The organism is Aquitalea denitrificans (assembly GCF_009856625.1).
Lineage (GTDB): Bacteria > Pseudomonadota > Gammaproteobacteria > Burkholderiales > Chromobacteriaceae > Aquitalea > Aquitalea denitrificans.
The window spans coordinates 2,691,426-2,707,695 of record NZ_CP047241.1; the positions used below are offsets into that span (position 1 = coordinate 2,691,426).

The window sequence follows — 16,270 nt, forward strand, 5'->3', positions numbered from 1 at the left end:
GTTGCTTATGGCAGACCCTGTTACTCAATGCCCGGCGTGGAGTAAGTGCGTTAGCAGACAGACCGTTAAGCAAATTGTTGGGGATGATGCATGTTCCGACCAAAAGGAGTAGCAATCATGATCAAGACAGATACCCAGCTACAGACTGATGTCATCGCTGAATTACAGTGGGACCCGCAGATCAATAGCAGTCAAATCGGCGTGCAAGTCAACGATGGTGTCGTTACCCTAAGCGGCGTTGTGACCGACGCCCCCCAGAAATGGTCAGCCGAACGTGCTGCCTTGCGGGTCGAGGGTGTTCAGGCACTAGCGGTTGACCTGACAGTTATTGTTCCTGATGCAGAACAGCGCAGTGATAGCGATATTTCACATGCAGCCGTCAGCGCGCTGCAACTGATGGGAACACTCAAGGGGCATACGATCAAAGTTATGGTTGAAAATGGCTGGATTACGCTGGCCGGCGATGTTGAATGGGACTTCCAGCGCAAAGCAGCAAGCAATGTGTTGCGCCATCTCTCTGGGGTAACCGGCATAAGCAATGCCATAAACCTGCGCAGCAAACCCATCAGCCACGCTGTCCAGCAAGAAGTGCAAGCAGCCCTCAAGCGCCGCGCGATCCGCGATATTGACAGCATCACCGTCAGCATTGATGGCCCCGATGTCATTCTTGGTGGCAGTGTACATAGCTGGTCAGAGCAAGCCTTAGCCAGGCACGCCGCCGCCGGGATGCCCGGAGTGCGAAATGTGATCGATAACATCCGCATTGTCATCTGAATACACATACTGGACTGCTGCAGCTTCTGCCGTGTATTCACTTCACCTCATGACAAATCACACCGCCCACTGCAGCGCCACTCAAGGCTCCCGCCGCACTGCCACCGGTAAGGATGGCGCCAACTCCGGCTCCGACACCTGCACCGATGGCAGTATCCTTGCCGCGCTCGGACATTGAAGAGCAGCCGGCCAGTCCAGCCAGCAACATGGCGGTGCAGATACTGCTTCGTATTGCATTCATGAATGTCACCTTGCGCCCTTGCCAGCAGCAACACGAGGTTGGCTGCCAGCAGCAGGGTTTTTAAAGTACCTTCGCCTACTGCCGAAAGCACGCTGCCGGTATGGCTAGAGACGACGCCCTTGCAAAACACGCACCAACACCACGATTAGCATCAAGACCAGTAGCAGGTGGATCAGACCACCCATCGTGTAGGAAGAGATCATCCCCAAGGCCCACAGCAAAAACAGAATCACGGCAATTGATTCCAACATGATGAAACTCCTGCAAACAGGCTGGAAAATCGGGCTGATGGCAATGTTCACACCAGACACATGGCCGACAGTGCTTACTCGCTGTACATGTCGGTACCGTAGAAATCATGGACCGTTGTAGCCCAGGTTGGATCAGCCATGTCCGGCCACTGCTCTTTGTCAAAACCCGGGGCATGGGCAAAGCGATCCTTGCTGACATTCAACATGAAGCTCTTGTTGATGGCATCCAGCACCAGTGCGCGCCAAGGCACGGCAAACAGCTTTCCGCCTATACCCATGAAACCACCAAAGGCCAGCACGGCATATTCCACGCGTCCGTTGCTGACATTCAGCATGATTTCCTTGATGTCACCTAGTACTTCACCCTGTCGATTCAACACGGCATTACCAGTCAGCGTACTGGCACCCATCAGATAGGGTCCCGGTCCACCGGTACTGTTACTAGTACGATTACTGCCATCAGTATTGAGATGCATCTGCTCCATTCCCGTCTCCTTCGTCTGAAGCGCTGGTCGCTTCTACCGTAACCAACAAGTATTGATGATTACCACTTTAGTTTTACCCCGGCCTGCCGTGCCACTCTGTTCGGCAACACACCGAAGTCAGGCAAATCAATCTGCGCTAGATCTTTTCAAGTGTGCACTGGCGTACAGACCGTCCCCATGGCCCCACCTAAGCTGCGAGCAGGCCAAGGCTCGCCATTTGGCGCAGCACGCCATCCGCAAAGGAGTAGCCCATGGACAATTCAGCAGAGCAAGACAAGGCCACTGCAAGCAAACCGGCTCCCGACGAAGTCAGTCACCGCGGCAGTGGGCTTCACCTGCCCAGCACCGAAGAACTCAAAGGCAAATGGAAGGAGCATCTGGGCGCAGCCAAAATTGTCTGGGGCAAGCTGACGGACGACGAATTGCTGCGCGCCGAGGGCGAGGCACAGAAACTGGCCGGGCTGATCCAGCAACGCTATGCCGTTTCGCGAGAAGAAGCCGAGCGCCAGGTAAAGCAATTCCTGGACACACACAAGTAATGGCGTGATGCCTACCCGTGGCCGGCCTTGGTCCGGCCTTGGTCATATGGTTCGAATAGCGGAAATCCACATCATGAAAAACCTGCCTAGCCAATTGCCAGCCGCCACCCTGGCCCTCTGTCTTGCCCTGTGCCACGCCCCTCTTGTGCTGGCTGCCGCCAGCAATCAGGAACTGAACGATGCGCGCCAGGAAAGCCAGATCTCAACCACTTACGCCCTAAACCCTTCCCTGCGCGACCAGGACATCAGGGTGATGGTGCATGACAGCAAGGCAACCCTGACCGGCACGGTGGAAGATGGCATAAAAAAGGAGCTGGCCAAGGAAATTGCCCTGGGTGCCCCTGGCGTCAAAAGCGTGGACAACCAACTGCAGGTCAACAGCAATTTTGTGCCGGGCAAAACCGGCAGCACCAGCGCTTATGGCGAATTGACCGACGATGCCAACATTACCGCAGCCGTCAAATCCAAATTGCTGTGGAGCAAGTACGCCGATGGGCTTGCTGTGACGGTGCATACCAAGCAAGGCAGGGTCAGCTTGCGGGGAACAGCCAGTAGCGCCATGGCCAGCCAGGCTGCCACCCGCATGGCCAGCAGCACCCGCGGCGTGATGTCGGTGGACAACCAGCTGCAGGTTGGCAGCGCCAAACCCACGCTGGCCGAGTCCGTCAAGCATTCGAGCAATCAGGCCGAACAGAACATCTCCGACAGCTGGATCACCACCAAGGTGAAGTCCAGCCTGCTGTACTCCAGTCATGTGGAAAGCTCCAGCATCAAGGTCAAGACACGCAATGGCGTGGTTGTGCTCAGTGGCAGGCTGGCCAGCAAAAGCGAACGCGCACTGGCCATTGAACTGAGCAAGAACGTGCGGGGCGTCCGGCAGGTAGATGCATCGGCCCTGTCAGTGGCCAGCCAGTAGCCACCATCACCGATCGCCAGGACGGGATCAGGAGCAAACACCATGCGCCACGCACTGATTGGTATTTCCCTGTCGCTGATGCTTGGGCCCGTTGCCACCTTGCAGGCCCAAGTACGTCTGGACATCAACATCAGCAGCTACCCGGCCCTGATCCAGATTCCGGGCTACCCCGTGTATTACGACCCCTCGCAGCAGTTGAACTACTTCTTTTACGGTGGGCGCTACTGGATTTTCCATGAAGACAACTGGTATTACAGCAGCTGGTATAACGGGCCATGGACACGGATGGAGGCAAACCTGGTTCCCGTCTTCATCTGGCGGATTCCATTACGTTACTACCAGCGCCGACCTGCCTATTTTCAAGGCTGGAACGCCGATGAAGCACCGCGCTGGGACCAGCACTGGGGTACCGACTGGAAGCGCCACCACCCCGACTGGCAACAGTGGGACAGGCAGTCGGTTCCCGCTGCCAGCCCGCCGCCCGGGCATCAGAAAAACGATGCCCCCCGCCATTACCCGCGCCCGACCAGGCAACAGCCCGCCGTTGAGCAGCCGCCAGCCGCACGCCTCCCTCCCGGCTTGAGCCCACCGGAGGCCAGGCCTCCTTCATCGGTTCAACCGGCAACAGGGCCGGCGCACCATGCACGCCCACCGGCGCAGGACATCCGGCTCCCGGCAGGTGCCACGCCGCCCGGACCAGCCAACCTGGCAAACCCGCAAGCGCCACACACCGGAGGGGCCGGCATGCAGCACGCCGCCCCCTTGCACAAGGCGGAGCACAACACCGGCACAGACATGGCACCCGGCAGCCGGGATGCCACGCACCCGCCACCGCCGGCCACACCGGATGACATCAGGAAACGGCCAGGGACAGAGCCCTGAGCACATGAGCAGACTGTCCGGCTTCACCCCGGGGAAACGCCGCCGTGCCATGCGCGCCAGCGGCTTCGACGAGGAATGACAAACATGATCTGGCAACAACGCATGCAACGGCTGGCCAGCCACTTGCGACAACACAGCCCATTACCTGCCCGTCTGGTCTGGGATGGCCAGGCCATTGATTTCGGCCTGTTCGAGCAACCGCTGGTCACTATGCACATCCGCAAGCCCGCCGGCTTGCGCTATTTGCTTTCCCCACGGCTGGACCATCTGGGCGAGGCATATGTCAGGGGCCTGGTGGATATCGAGGGCAAGCTCGATGACATCATCGACATGGCGCATGCCCTGGCCCGCCGTGGCAAGCGCTACCCGCTGCAAAGACTGGCCGGTGTGCTGTTTTCACACAATCGCCGGGCCGATCGCCAGGCCATTCAGTACCACTACGATGTGTCCAACCATTTTTACGCACAGTGGCTGGACCCGGAAATGGTGTACTCCTGCGCCTATTTCCCGCAGGGGGATGAAACACTGGCAGCGGCGCAAATCAAGAAAATCGACCATATCCTCACCAAGGTGAAACTGCAAAACGGTCATACCTTGCTGGACATCGGCTGCGGCTGGGGTGCGCTGCTCATCCGCGCGGCGCGACAATTCGATGTCAAATGCCTGGGCATCACCCTGTCACAACAGCAGTATGCCGAAGCCACACGGCGGGTAAGCCTGGCAGGCCTGCAGGACCGGGTGGAAATCCGCCTGATGGATTATCGCGACCTCACCGGCCGCTTCGACCGGATCACCAGTGTCGGCATGTTTGAACATGTTGGCGTCAAAGGGCTGCCGGGCTATTTCAGACAGATACTGAATCTGCTCACCCCGGATGGCCTGGCCCTGAATCATGGCATCACCTCGGTAAGCACCAACCAGCGTGACGCACCATTCGGCGCCGGTAATTTCATCGACAAATTTGTTTTCCCCGGCGGCCAGCTGCCCCATATCGGCACCACCCTGAGCACCATGCAACAAGGCGGGCTGGAAGTGCTGGACGTGGAAAACCTGCGTCGACACTACGCCTTGACGCTCAGCCTGTGGTCACAGAATTACGAAACCAACAGCATGCGGATCCGGCAGGAAATCGGCGAGGAACGCTACCGTATCTGGCGCATTTATCTGGCCGGATGTGCCCATGCCTTTCGCAACGATGTAATCAGCGTTTACCAGATCCTGTGCCAACCGGCAGGACGCCATGCCGATACGCTGGCATGGTCACGGCAATACATGTACGGCTAATGCCACTGAAAGGAGAACCCCATGTCTGAAGATGAAATCCTGCACCAGATTCAGGGCTTGAAAGGCAGTCCGCAGGGCGTAACGCTGGCGGCTTATTGGCTGATGATGGGTTCACGCTACTCCCCGATGAAATTTACAATTGATAATATCCGTGCGCTCGATGGCAATGGCCGGGCCATTTTTCACCGCATCAGTACCGGTATTGCATCTCGCAATATGGGAAAACTGAATGAGGCGACAATTCATCAACTGCTGCAAATCATGGTATCCCACGAAAGCGGCGCAACCTGCGGGGTGTGCAAACTGTTTGACCAATTGCACCGCCAGTCCAACAGCGCGGCCAATCAACACGACATGACCAGCCCGCTTCTACGTAGCGGTTGAAGCATTTCCGTGTCGTATCAATATAAAAGTCCGCCAAATGCGAACTTTTATATTGATACGACACGGTACAATCAATCCAGCAGGCTGCGCATTTCTTCCGCATGCTCCTCTTCCTTTGACAGAATGGTGGTCAGCAGCAAGCTGGTGCTAGGGTCGCTATTGCCCAACTCCTGAATCATTTTCCGATACGATTCGATGGCAATACGCTCTGCCACCAGATTGGCCTTGATCATGCCCTGGATTTTGTCCGTGTCGTCATACTCGGTATGTGCATTATTGACCAGATCACCCGGATCAAAATCAGGCTTGCCATTCAACTGGACAATACGCTCGGCCAGCATGTTGGCATGTTGCATTTCCTCCTGCGCATGCTGCATGAACTCGGCTTTCAATGCGGCATTGGACAGGCCGCTAACCATATAATAGTGCCGGGTATAGCGGAGAAAACAAACCAGTTCAGACGCCAGGGCAGTATTGAGCAGGCCGATCAATCTGTGGCGCTCCCCTCGATAACCCTGCGTAACGGCACCATCTTCCATCTTTTTGGAAGCATTGCTGCTCAATTTCTTTTCAGCATTCACAAGATCATCTTCTTTTTCATCTTTCATCATCAACACTCCTTGGGTATCTGGCGTGAGAAAAATACAAAACCGATACTGAAAACCGGTAGCAGGCAGCATATGACCACCACCATCAGTCATATGGCAGTGGTCATATACCGGCTAATTACAGCTTGGGTTTGTTGGCAGGCGAATTGCCTTGCCTTGCATCATGCATGCTTCCAGTTTCTTTTGGCGCAGGCTGCTTGCCCGGTTCGGTCTTCGGGGCGGCTTGGCCAACCTTTTCACCAAAAACAGGGGCAGGCTGCTTGGTCGTCGATGACGACTTGTTCTGGTCAATATTGGCAGATTTGTCAGTCTGCGATTTATCATTGAAATTGCTCATTTTCATATCCTCTAAAATATTGCCTCGTGTGAAAACACAAGATCAACAGTCACATCATCCCATTTAAAACCTGAATAATCGGTGTGCCACACCACATAGGGTGGAGATAATGAGCAATCCGGACAATATGATAAAAAGCCCGCCAGAGCGGGCTTTTGCTAAGTGAATGAAACAAGGCATTACGGCCTCAATCATTGCCCTGAGCTGTCGCAGGCAGCTTTTGATTGCTTGTGCGCTGACTCACTGCTTTGCAAGGCACTGGCCGAATTGGCCTTGGCTTCATCAGCTTTTTTGTTTTCATGACAATCCGCTGCTTTCATGTGCAAATCTGCACATGCTTTGTGTTCGGTAGCAGCCGCTTTGTGGGCATCACTCGGGTTGGTATTATCCAGGGACATGATATTTCCTTTGTAAAAGAATAATGTTCATGCCGGATGCGGCATCAGAAAATGCATCACACCCGGCATGAAAACAGTATGAGCCCTTGTCAAATACAGCTCTGTGCAGCAAGCCACATAATAATGATCAATACCAGACTTCCTGCCCAAACCGTTAGGGGTCAAGCCGGGAAACTTTTGTTCCTTGCAAGGAAATGTTGAACATCAACCCGCCATTCGTCATGACAAAGCCAATGACCGGTGCCTTGGCAGTTTCCGTATCAACTGATCCATCGGCCCCTATCGTCAGCACGGCAACATTGGCATCAACACCAGCCGTCCAGCCATTGCCCTGGCGGAAGTGATCCAGCGCGTCCTGGGTCATGAACAGGAAAATGATGGCCTTGGATTGCGCCCCGGCCTGAAAACCAAACGAGCCGGTCATTGTTTTGTAATAACCATCAGGCTGGTTTCCGATTCGCAACTCCCCTTCACCATATGACCCACCTACCATGAAGCCTGCCGTCAGTACCGATGGAAATACCAGCACGCCTTTGGCTTTTGCCACCAGTTCGCGCGAGCCTTTGGCCTGACGATACAGATTGTTCAGCGTTGCGGCGGAGTCGGCATCAATTGCCTGCCGGGTTGTCATGTTACTGGCCTGTTGCGAAGGCATGGTGGTGGTACAGGCACTCAGCAGGACACCCAGCATAAGGGCCATGCAGAAACGTTTGTTCATGAGAATTCTCCAGGAGATATCACGATGCATGTTTATGGCAAAAGGCCGTATAAGCATGAAAGTGGTGTTTGGCAGCGGACAGATCAGTGACCGCGATAATTTTCGGGATATGCGGAAATCACTTTTCCGGCATATTCATCTGCTGCTGCACGCTGCGCATCAGTCATGGGCTCTGGAGCAGGCTGATCCCCGGGGGACTCGGGGCGTTGGACAATGGCAGAAGTCATCGGCACGGTAGTGCTTGCCGTATCCGCTTCCGCCAGCACGATTTGGGCGGGATGTCCGCTCAGCACCATCGACAACAAGAATATATTGAGCATGTAAAGACTCCGGTGATTGAAAATCAATACACAGGCAGTCTGCAAAAAAATGCTGATCTTGCATGTGTCACCTTACGGGCTGATAGCTCGCCATAAAATCAGCCAGCAAGCATGACAGTGCCAGACATGGCACCAGGCATCTGTGCGCAAGTACACACAACACAGGACGAAATACACAGGGAAATGGCTGAAAATTCACCGCCAATGCCGTGCACGGTGCAACAAGGTCAATATACGTGTGACAGCGAACAGAATATCCGCTTGGCAGGGATCAGAATCAAAGCGTGTAGTCATGACTACATGTCGGCATGTAGTTGATCAGGTTTTTCAGGAAAACCTCAGCATCAATTCAGTTTTCACCAAGGATGCAATATAGGCGCCAGACGGCACCATCATCACGGCCCGATGGCAAATACCTGAAGTGAAGTTATTTTCCAGACAGGCTGAAAATGGAAGCAAAACCGCTGCCAAGGTGACTGTTTGAAATTTGCTTGTCTGCTGGAAGTACCTGAACGGCCGTGGAATATGGAAATGCCGACCACTTGATCCATGGAGATATCATGAAAAACCAATTCACCACTATCGTGTTTCTGGCGGGTGCAGTGCTGGGCAGCATGCCGCTGCATGCCGAAGAAACCATGCCCTACAGCGTGCAGCAGTATCAGGACGATGCACTCACAACCCAGAAGGTTCGCACGGCATTCGCGCGGGACAAATGGGTTAAAGGACTAGCCATTAATGTACGTACCGAGCGGGGTATTGTGGATCTGAATGGTACGGTCAATCGTCAGAATCAATCTGACCGCGCGGCGCAACTGGCCTCGACGGTTGAGTCCGTCATCGGCGTTAACAACAAGCTGACCGTGATGCCCCGCTAGCGCAGCATGCTTGGGCGCATCCTGCCAATGGGGCAGGATGCGCCCGGCACCAGGCACCAAGCACCAGGCATGAAGCATCAGCCCTGCCCCTCGCGCGCAACACCCCGCCGGCCATGCACAGCGGCAACATTCCGGCTTGCAGGTGCTTCAGGGGTCATTCGCATCGAAGCCCGGCAGCTCCGCCTGACGGCTTGGCTGGCCTTCCCAGCTCATCACCCAACCATAGAGTGCAATCAACAACAGCACCTCGACCATCAGGCTGCCCAGGATGAAAAGCAATGGCATGAACAACAGCGAGCCAAAATGCAGCAGCAATGCAGCGGCGAAATAATGCAGCGGTGCCTCCAGGTAAATGTAAGTCAGCGACAGCAGTGTCAGCAGCACTTTGTGCCAATTGGGCTTGTCGAGAATGTAAAAGGTCAGCGCATGTATCCATGGCACTAGAAAGATCAGCAGCAGGACAAACTTGAGACAAGTATGAAAATAATCGGGCAGTGAGTGACTGAACGCAGCGGGCATCAAGACAAAATACAGGCAGGAACAGGCCTGGATGATGCCGACCAGGCGCAGTGCATACCGTGCCGGCATGCGCTCCGGGCTGATGACAAAAGAAAGCAGCCATAACAGCAAGGCCGCAAGTGCATTCGCCCAGCTCTGCCAGAACGATGGCGTTGTTGCGGATAGTTCCAGCCAGGGCAATACCAGCGGGGGCATCCAGCCTGCCTGCACGCGTAGCGCGGACACGTCCGCCATGCTACCGATCACCGCGATGCTCCAGCGTGTGAGCACGAACCATCCGCCGGTAATCTCGGGTAGTAGCTTGAGTGTCAAAAGATTGCACAACAGGGGAAAACCGATAATCCAGGCCCAGCGCATAGGGCTGAAGTACTCGGTGCGCATGGCGCGATGCATCTGGATGATCCCGCCGCCATGTCCGGTGCTGCGCAGTGGTGTCAGCCCGTCCAGGCCTTGCTGTGTTTTCATGGCAGATCCCAGAATACGCCGGTGGTGAGGCCGCTGCGCTTGTAATAGGGGCTGTGGTAAAACTCGGCTCGGGCATGAACGCCCCAGTGCTTGCCTACCCACTCGCGCCAGCTCAGTTGATATAGCTGGCTATTGAATAACTGGCGGGGCTGGTTGTTACCGATCGGCATATACCCCTCCCCGCCGGCGTTAATCGCCAGCGTCACCAGCCGCCAGGCATTCCGCCCGTAAGTCATCGCAGCAAAGCCTTGTACCGACTCCACCGCCCCGGGATTGCTGATCGTATAGTGCACACCGGCTTCTGCCACCCATGGCGCACTGAAGTAATAAGCCATGCTCAGGGTGAGGATGCGGTCGCTATAGCCTTGCCGGTTGTCGTTGTAGGCCAGGCCCAGGCCGGTCACCAGATTGCGTTCCGGCAGCCATTTGCGATTGAGTGCCACGCCATAATGGGTGCCGGGCCAGAACGTGCCGCTGCTGCTGCGTCCCAGCTCCAGCCGGCCGAACCAGTCGGGACTGAAGTCGTGATTCCAGCCGCCATTCAGCGCGACACCATGTTCATCAAAGCGGCTGGCCTGCTCGGCAATCAGGTCAAACACATTGCTGGGGCTGCTTTGCCATACCCCGGACACGTACACGCCGCTCCAACCGGGATTGTTGGCACTCAAATGGGAGTGCGTGAAACCCAACTCTATGCTGCGCGCCTGGGCGTAGGCGGTGTCGGGCGCTGCTTCTGCCGGTGCCGCCATTTCTTCAACCATCCCCGCCTCGGCCTCTGGCTCCTCTTCTGCGGCCCACGCCAGGCCCGCATGTGATGCCAGGCAAACTGCTAACCATGCTGCGCGTTGTCGATCAATCATGCCCTGCTCCTTGTGCTGTGCTGGTCGGCTGCAAATATTCGAAGCGCAGGTCCTTGCCTGAGCGGGCGGTAATGCGCCAGGCATCAGGCAGGTCCTCTATGCTGGCAACGCCACTGAGCAGCACTGGCCGTGCCTTCGTCTTGGGCAACAGCCAGCTTTGATGTTGCAGCGATGCCGGATTGTGGGCGTTGACCGTGATCCACGGCTGTTTGGCTCCCGCCACGGGCATGACCTGCCAGACGGTCTGTTCGCGTTGGGTCAGAAAGCGCGCCAGCTGTGTCATCGTGTACCAGCGAAACACGCCTTGCTCCCGCAACTGCTGGGTCTGCTCCAGCCATTGCCGGGCGGTGTTCTGATAAAAGTAGACCCCGGGAGGGTGGAAATAGACCAGTCGCACCTCGCGCTGCCGGACGGTGAAACCGGTCATGGCTTCCAACCAGGCGCTCATTTGTGACTCGGAGAATTTGTTGCGGACGGCTTCTTCGAACGATGCGACATCGCCATTGGCGGAGACGGGAAAGGCCCAGGGGCGGCCATGCATGTCGTCGGGGTCAATATAGGCGCGGGTCGGCCCCATCGACGAATCCCCGACAAAGTAATACGCCAGCACGCCGTTACGACGCAGCCAGTTGGTCACCCACTGCGGGTGATGGCCATTGGGGGCGGAATATTCGGTCAATTGCTGATGGGTGACATTTTCCAGGTCCTTCTTGTTGTTGACGAGGTAGGAGGTCCACTTCGAGCCGTCATGCTCATTGATGTTGAAAGCAAAATAGTTGTGTGCCCAGCCACCATGCGCCCCGACCTCGTAGCCCAGCTGATGCAGGCGGCGGATCCAGCCTTGGGCGGTGATGTTATGCGCCACATCCATCCCCAGGCGGTCACCCGGACTGTTGTTGTCCGGGCCGGACGTGAAATGGACCGAATAAGGCCCCTGTTTCAGGAAACCCAGGCCTTCCAGCATCGACATGTAAGGCAGCGCATTGTTGGCATCCACATGCCAGTTCATGACCAGGCCACCGATCCCGTCCGGCACCGAGGCCAGCTGTGGCAGCTGCAGCATGTGGCCATTGAAGAACCGGAGATAAGACTGCAGCCACAGGCCATCGGTACGCACGCGTAAAAAGGTGACCGGCAAATTGACAAACAGCACCTGGCCCTGCCCGTAACGGCGCAGACCGGCAATCAGCGAGCCATCCTTGCTGGTAGCCAGTACTTGTCCGGGGAAAAGCCCCCGGGTCAGCAAGTGGCTGAACTCCTCCTTGTCATAGCCATAGGTGGCGGCCTGCAACATTGCCTCCGGGTCGGAGCCGGTGGCTTGAAAGCGCCCCGGCGCAATACCCAGTGCCTGTACGGCTTGTGCAGACATCAGCATTTGGTCGCCATGCACCATGGCCTTGCCCATTTCCTGGTACAGCAGGTAGTCCACCCCCACCAGCCTGGCCAGGGAAGGCTTGTCCAGAAAACGACCGCCGGCATCTTCGGTGGCCGCGTCGTAGTTGATCCACAAGGCGCCGCCATTGTGTACGTACTCTTCCAGCACCCCGGCCAGGGCGGCACTGATGCTGCGATGAATGCTGTCAGGCAGCACAATCCCGCGAATGCGGGCACGCTGGGCGGCATCCATCGCCACCAGCTCGCTGGCGGTGATCTGGGCCATGGACACACCGGCTTCGCTGGCTGCGTCCTGCCAGGCCAATGTGTATTTGTGACTGTCCAGCTGATCCGGCAGCAACAGTGCGATGAAGGCAGCAGGTGGCGGCGCCACTTTTTGCTGTCGCAGATGCCAGCCGGCAACGGCGACCAGAACCAGACCCATCAGCAATGACCACCATATCCAATGCGGCCAGGATCGAAATCTGCTCATGTTCAGCCTCCCTGGAACTTCTGCAGTTCCACATCTTGTTGCAAACCCAGCAGGACGGTTTCTTCCAGGATGTTCCAGTGATGCGTGTCACGTGCGGCAAGCGCACCTTGCAACCAGGTATTCGCCACATCCAGGCGTTTTTCCTTGAGTGCCGCCAGCACCAGCACACCCCATGGAAAATCCAGTTTGAGCGTGTCTTGCTGCAGCCAGGGCAGGCCTTCCTGCTTCACCCAGTCATCAAAGGAAGGCTGACCGGCCGGGGCTGGCAGGCCTGCCAAGCGCGGAAACAGCTGTGCTGCCACGTCCGGGTAAAAGGCCGCTGGCGACTGATTACGTGTTGCCACGCGCCAGTGCCGCTGGTCTTTATCCCAGAAGGTGAGCGGCAGCGCTTTTTCCAGCTGCCGCATGCGTTGGCAGCTGTATCTGGCGTGCAGGCAGTCATCGCGCAGGGCGGTGTAGACTTCGGCGTTGTCCATGAGATAAGCCAGATGCGAGCCCGTGGCGTATTCGTACACCCCGTCATCCAGCCAGCGTAATTGCCAGAGGGCTTTGCGGGCACGCAGCAGCGAGGCGCGCAAGGCGGCGGGCATGGCCTGCCGGTCGTAGCGGCGGGATAGCAATGAAATCCACAAGGCCAGCGTTGAGTCGTCGGCATCGGCATTGGCCGAGCGTCGCCAGATGCCGTTGGCCTGCTGCGCGAAACGGGGAAAGCTGCCATTGCTCTCCTGCCTTGGCGCCAGCCAGGCAACCCAGGCATCCGTGACGGCATGCGTGTGCAAACCCAGCTCTTCTGCCGTCAGCAATGCCTTCATGGCAAAGTAGGGGTCGACCACCCCGCCCCCCTTTTGCAACAGGAGGGCGCCATCGTCCAGCTGATAGCCCGGCAGCTGCAGCTCGCCTCCGGCGAGGCAGGTGGTGGTCGACATCGCCCACATGGCCAATAGCAAACACAAGCGTTTCATAGTCCGAGCACCTTTCCGCGCTTGCGTGCCCAGACGGTTCCATGAATCACCATCGGCAGCTTGAGCAAGACAAAGCGGGAAGACAGGCTGATGGCGGCATCCGGCCGGCCCAGCACGGCGCCTGCGCCAATCGACACCTGCCGTGCTGCCACGACATGGCCGGTGATATGGCAAGCCGCCAGGCAGTCCACCGAGTGATCGGAAACCACCGAGCCGTTGATGACGACATTGTTGCCGATATACACCTTGCCACCGGCCTTGATGCTGCCGTCTATGCAGCAGCCATCGCCAATGAGCAATTGCCCGCGCACCACCAGATTGCCCCGCAACAAGCTGTGCGCCGGCAAGGTGACATCTCCGGCGACAACGGCACGTCGCATGGCTGCGTTATAAAACAGGGTGTCGGGCAAACGGCTGATGTCCACCTCCATGGCAGGAGGGGGCGACGGTTTCCGGTCCCATCCGCAGCCAAGCAAAATCAGCGGTGCCTGAATGCGCTGAAAACTGACAGCGCCGTCGATGAACAGCGACTTGTCTGCCACCAGGCGGCCAAACAGGCTGCAATCGGATGCCACCCGGATACGCTGTGCACCAGCCCAGCGCAATATCGTGTTGTTCACCCCGAGGTTCAGATTGCCTTCGGCCAGGGCACTGCGCAGGATGACGCCCATTCCGGTTGAAATATCGCCGTTGCAATACACTTCGGTCAGGCAATGGAAACCGGCAGGAATGCGCAAATAGCCCTGCGCGCGCACTTCCTCCGTGATGACGGGTCTTTGCTGGGCTTGCAGTCTGGCAAAGCGTGCCACCCAGTCCGTACCCTGCCCCTTCTGCTCCAGCGCACTCAGGTGACGGCGATAATTGACGGCAAAAATATTGGCGTTGCCGGTGTGCAAGCGGTTGATGCCCAGGGCCGCGATATCGGTTTTCTGATACAGCTCCAGGAATCCGGGCAGCAAGGGAATCAGCAGCAGCAACAGCACACCCAGCACATAAAATAGTGGGCTCATGCCTTTATCCCCCGGTAGCGCCTGGTTTTGTCCCAGTGCAAGGCCCTGTTTTTCTGAAAGGGCTCGACCAGCGATTGCTGCAGCGTTGCCCTGGCAATGGTGACCAGGCTGACCAGAAAACCAAAGATGGAAAACGGCAGAATCCGCAAGCGCCTGCCACTGCCATCCAGATAACAGGCCACGCCGATTTCGAAAAAGGCCGCAAAATTGCCCATCGCGCTGTAGCACACCAGGGCCATGACCAGCAGGATGCCCGGTGAGGGCAACATGCTGTCGAAGAAGAACAGCACCAGCGTCATGGCCCAGGCCAGCAACAGCAAGGGCGACATGGCATACGTCCCCAGCAACAGCAAGCCATCCACCTTTTCACGCTGCTGCACACCCTTGGTGGTCAGCAGCCGTCCCACATGGCGGACCAGCGCCTGGTTATGACCGCGCGTCCAGCGCATCAACTGCCTGACCCGAACCGGCCAACTTTCCGGCACTTCCTCGTAACATTCCGCGCGATTGGTATAGGCCGTCAGCCAGCCACCAATCAGCAAGCGGTAGGTCAGATCGGTATCCTCAGCTAGCACATCGTCATGCCAGCCGCCGACACTCTCCAGTGCAAGCACGCGGATACCGCCCACCGTACCGCCGTATTGTGGCACCAGTCTCATGTTCATCCGGGCTTGCTGGTCTACCTGGTAGCCCCCTGCCCGCTCCATGTCCAGCATGCGGGTCAGCAGGTTGGTTCCCGGGTTCAAGGGCACCACGCGGCCCATGACAGCACCGACTTCGGGATCGAAAAATGGTGCAACCAGTTGCTTGATCAGGCCGCGCCCCGGTATATAGTCGGCATCAAACACGATGAAGATTCCGGTATCGATCAGGGCGGTTGCATCTTTCAGTGCGGCCGCCTTACCGGGCTTGCCTTCCGTGCGGTGGAAAGGGCGAATCACATCGGGCCGCCTTGCCGCAATGCGGTCGATGATGTCGCGGGTGCCATCGGTGGAGCGGTCGTTGACCGGCATGATGATCAGGCGACCAGCCGGATAATCCGTCTCCAGCAGCGCCTCGATCGCATCGGCAATCACGGCTTCCTCGTTATGTGCGGCAATGAACACCGTCACACGCGGCCATTCTGCCGTTTCGATATCCAGATACGGATGGCGCTGCTGACCAAACAGGCGGTTCAGCGTGAATACCATATGCCGCACCGCATAAATGACGATCAGCAAGACGATGCTGTACAGCAGCAGCGTGAGCGTGCGTATCACCCAGACGCCAGACCCGGGCCCCCGACGCAGCAGCAAGGGGTCATCCTCCTTGCCCACCGTACGCAGGCGGGCCTCTTCGATCTGATCCTTGATCAACTGCTGGGTGCGGCGTAGCTCGTTGTTTTCTTCAGCACCGCGGACATACACCGCAGGCAAGCTGGCATCGATGTCCGGTGCCTCCGCCGCCGGCAAGGCCTGCAACGCGGCCTTGTTGCCCATATCAGCCAGCGGGGCCGGAGCCGGCCCCGCCATTGCGTTCAGGCCTGCCATGGCCAAACCAGGCAGCGCGCAACAAATACCCAACAACAGACCA

21 protein-coding genes are annotated in these 16,270 nt (G+C 57.3%); 7 read left to right on the plus strand and 14 right to left on the minus strand.

Going from position 1 to position 16,270, the window contains the following annotated elements:
* Positions 1 to 117: 117 nt before the first annotated feature.
* Complete coding sequence (locus GSR16_RS12180) at positions 118 to 774, plus strand: BON domain-containing protein (RefSeq protein ID WP_205677423.1); 657 nt, start codon at positions 118 to 120, stop codon at positions 772 to 774.
* A 37-nt stretch (positions 775 to 811) separates the two neighbouring features.
* Here the strand turns inward: GSR16_RS12180 and GSR16_RS12185 are convergent, their stop codons facing one another.
* From GSR16_RS12185 to GSR16_RS12195, 3 genes are all read right to left on the minus strand, one after another.
* Positions 812 to 1,015: a prenyltransferase gene (locus tag GSR16_RS12185; protein WP_159877741.1), complete on the minus strand. Its 204-nt coding sequence runs from the start codon at positions 1,013 to 1,015 to the stop codon at positions 812 to 814.
* 104 nt (positions 1,016 to 1,119) lie between these two features.
* Entirely contained in the window at positions 1,120 to 1,266 is a 147-nt protein-coding gene (locus GSR16_RS12190; RefSeq protein WP_159877743.1) for a lmo0937 family membrane protein, read from the minus strand.
* Between the two features lie 74 nt (positions 1,267 to 1,340).
* Positions 1,341 to 1,751, minus strand: a complete 411-nt coding sequence (locus GSR16_RS12195) for a PRC-barrel domain-containing protein (RefSeq protein ID WP_159877745.1) — start codon at positions 1,749 to 1,751, stop codon at positions 1,341 to 1,343.
* Between the two features lie 251 nt (positions 1,752 to 2,002).
* Between GSR16_RS12195 and GSR16_RS12200 the strand changes: the two genes are divergently transcribed.
* The 5 genes from GSR16_RS12200 (at position 2,003) to GSR16_RS12220 (ending at position 5,756) form a co-directional block, all read left to right on the plus strand.
* Complete coding sequence (locus GSR16_RS12200; protein WP_159877747.1) at positions 2,003 to 2,290, plus strand: CsbD family protein; 288 nt, start codon at positions 2,003 to 2,005, stop codon at positions 2,288 to 2,290.
* A gap of 73 nt (positions 2,291 to 2,363) precedes the next feature.
* A complete protein-coding gene (locus GSR16_RS12205) occupies positions 2,364 to 3,206 on the plus strand; it encodes a BON domain-containing protein (RefSeq protein ID WP_159877749.1) in 843 nt (280 codons plus the stop codon).
* 42 nt (positions 3,207 to 3,248) lie between these two features.
* Positions 3,249 to 4,088, plus strand: coding sequence for a hypothetical protein (locus GSR16_RS12210; protein ID WP_159877751.1), 840 nt, complete (start codon positions 3,249 to 3,251; stop codon positions 4,086 to 4,088).
* 84 nt (positions 4,089 to 4,172) lie between these two features.
* On the plus strand, positions 4,173 to 5,372 hold the full coding sequence (locus tag GSR16_RS12215) for an SAM-dependent methyltransferase (RefSeq protein ID WP_159877753.1): 1,200 nt from the start codon (positions 4,173 to 4,175) through the stop codon (positions 5,370 to 5,372).
* A gap of 21 nt (positions 5,373 to 5,393) precedes the next feature.
* Complete coding sequence (locus GSR16_RS12220; protein WP_159877755.1) at positions 5,394 to 5,756, plus strand: hypothetical protein; 363 nt, start codon at positions 5,394 to 5,396, stop codon at positions 5,754 to 5,756.
* Positions 5,757 to 5,827: 71 nt separating this feature from the next.
* On the opposite strand, the gene GSR16_RS12225 is transcribed toward GSR16_RS12220, so the two are convergent.
* The 5 genes from GSR16_RS12225 to GSR16_RS12245 all read right to left on the minus strand — a co-directional run bounded on the left by GSR16_RS12225 (position 5,828) and on the right by GSR16_RS12245 (position 8,137).
* Positions 5,828 to 6,457: a ferritin-like domain-containing protein gene (locus GSR16_RS12225; RefSeq protein ID WP_240902475.1), complete on the minus strand. Its 630-nt coding sequence runs from the start codon at positions 6,455 to 6,457 to the stop codon at positions 5,828 to 5,830.
* A gap of 25 nt (positions 6,458 to 6,482) precedes the next feature.
* Positions 6,483 to 6,701 (minus strand): hypothetical protein, encoded by a 219-nt coding sequence (locus tag GSR16_RS12230; protein ID WP_159877757.1) that lies wholly within the window; start codon positions 6,699 to 6,701, stop codon positions 6,483 to 6,485.
* 191 nt (positions 6,702 to 6,892) lie between these two features.
* The gene (locus GSR16_RS12235; RefSeq protein WP_159877759.1) at positions 6,893 to 7,099 is read right to left on the minus strand and encodes a hypothetical protein; all 207 of its coding nucleotides are present in this window, start codon (positions 7,097 to 7,099) and stop codon (positions 6,893 to 6,895) included.
* A gap of 154 nt (positions 7,100 to 7,253) precedes the next feature.
* Complete coding sequence (locus GSR16_RS12240) at positions 7,254 to 7,817, minus strand: BPSL1445 family SYLF domain-containing lipoprotein (protein ID WP_205677424.1); 564 nt, start codon at positions 7,815 to 7,817, stop codon at positions 7,254 to 7,256.
* Positions 7,818 to 7,900: 83 nt separating this feature from the next.
* Positions 7,901 to 8,137, minus strand: a complete 237-nt coding sequence (locus GSR16_RS12245) for a hypothetical protein (protein WP_159877761.1) — start codon at positions 8,135 to 8,137, stop codon at positions 7,901 to 7,903.
* A gap of 560 nt (positions 8,138 to 8,697) precedes the next feature.
* On the opposite strand from GSR16_RS12245, the gene GSR16_RS12250 reads away from it, so the two are divergent.
* Positions 8,698 to 9,015, plus strand: a complete 318-nt coding sequence (locus GSR16_RS12250; RefSeq protein WP_159877763.1) for a BON domain-containing protein — start codon at positions 8,698 to 8,700, stop codon at positions 9,013 to 9,015.
* 147 nt (positions 9,016 to 9,162) lie between these two features.
* Here GSR16_RS12250 and GSR16_RS12255 read toward each other — a convergent pair whose 3' ends face one another.
* From GSR16_RS12255 to GSR16_RS12280, 6 genes are all read right to left on the minus strand, one after another.
* The gene (locus GSR16_RS12255) at positions 9,163 to 9,927 is read right to left on the minus strand and encodes a hypothetical protein (protein ID WP_159877766.1); all 765 of its coding nucleotides are present in this window, start codon (positions 9,925 to 9,927) and stop codon (positions 9,163 to 9,165) included.
* A 68-nt stretch (positions 9,928 to 9,995) separates the two neighbouring features.
* Positions 9,996 to 10,859 (minus strand): YaiO family outer membrane beta-barrel protein, encoded by an 864-nt coding sequence (locus GSR16_RS12260; RefSeq protein WP_159877768.1) that lies wholly within the window; start codon positions 10,857 to 10,859, stop codon positions 9,996 to 9,998.
* Complete coding sequence (locus GSR16_RS12265) at positions 10,852 to 12,726, minus strand: polysaccharide deacetylase family protein (protein WP_159877770.1); 1,875 nt, start codon at positions 12,724 to 12,726, stop codon at positions 10,852 to 10,854. Before GSR16_RS12265 ends, GSR16_RS12260 begins: the two co-directional genes overlap by 8 nt.
* A 2-nt stretch (positions 12,727 to 12,728) precedes the next feature.
* Entirely contained in the window at positions 12,729 to 13,688 is a 960-nt protein-coding gene (locus tag GSR16_RS12270; protein WP_159877772.1) for a hypothetical protein, read from the minus strand.
* Positions 13,685 to 14,698 (minus strand): bactofilin family protein, encoded by a 1,014-nt coding sequence (locus GSR16_RS12275; RefSeq protein WP_159877774.1) that lies wholly within the window; start codon positions 14,696 to 14,698, stop codon positions 13,685 to 13,687. Before GSR16_RS12275 ends, GSR16_RS12270 begins: the two co-directional genes overlap by 4 nt.
* The gene (locus tag GSR16_RS12280; protein WP_159877776.1) at positions 14,695 to 16,227 is read right to left on the minus strand and encodes a glycosyltransferase family 2 protein; all 1,533 of its coding nucleotides are present in this window, start codon (positions 16,225 to 16,227) and stop codon (positions 14,695 to 14,697) included. Before GSR16_RS12280 ends, GSR16_RS12275 begins: the two co-directional genes overlap by 4 nt.
* Between the last annotated feature and the right edge of the window lie 43 nt (positions 16,228 to 16,270).